Here is a 724-nt window from a genome sequence, read left to right as displayed (position 1 = left end):
TAATTTTGACTGGCAACGAGGAGGCGATGCCATACGCGAAGTGGCAGGGGAGGATGTAAATACCGTGCAAAATGCCAATACCCATAACCTAACTACCTCCCTAAGCATGCAGAAATTGTACGATTTTATTGGGTTGGGAAGGAGAAATAGCGCAACGCCCCCAAGGCAGCAGGGTGTCCTGTCCAATGCCGGGAATGGCCCAGGAAACAACCAGAAGTCCGCGGCCGGCGGTAGTGCCCTTTTAGATGTGCTTACCATGGTGAAGCGTATAAACCTTACCTATAGCGAGAATAATGGAAAGGTGTTACCAGGGTATACCCAGTCGGTCGGTTTTATAGGGACTGCAAAGCCTAGCTTAGGTTTTGTGTTTGGGAATCAGTCCGATGTGCGTTTTGAGGCGGCTAGGAACGGATGGTTAACTACCTTCCCGGAATTTAGTCAGCAGTATGTGAAAAATACCAATAGGCAGTTGAATATTACCGCTACCGCACAACCTATGCGAGATTTAACGATCGACCTAGTGGCAGATAGACAGTTCTCGGAAAGCTATAAAGAAAGTTTTAAAGTGACCGACCTTGGAAACAATGCCTTCGAATATGTGAACCTTTTGGGGAATAATTATGGGAGCTTTAGTATTTCTACCCTGATGATTGGTACGGTATTCAATAAAAGTGACGAGTTTGGTTCTGCCAATTTTGAGACCTTTAAAGAAAACCGTATTACT

Annotated in this window: 1 pseudogene; it reads left to right on the top strand. The window is 45.4% G+C overall.

From position 1 onward, the window contains the following. Positions 1-724, top strand: a pseudogene (locus tag F1E73_RS17730) (cell surface protein SprA); the annotation flags it as partial.

The organism is Arenibacter lacus (assembly GCF_008711145.1).
Classification (GTDB): Bacteria; Bacteroidota; Bacteroidia; order Flavobacteriales; family Flavobacteriaceae; genus Arenibacter; species Arenibacter amylolyticus.
Note: the sequence above shows the minus strand (reverse complement) of the source record. Positions and strands in the feature narration are given on the sequence as shown.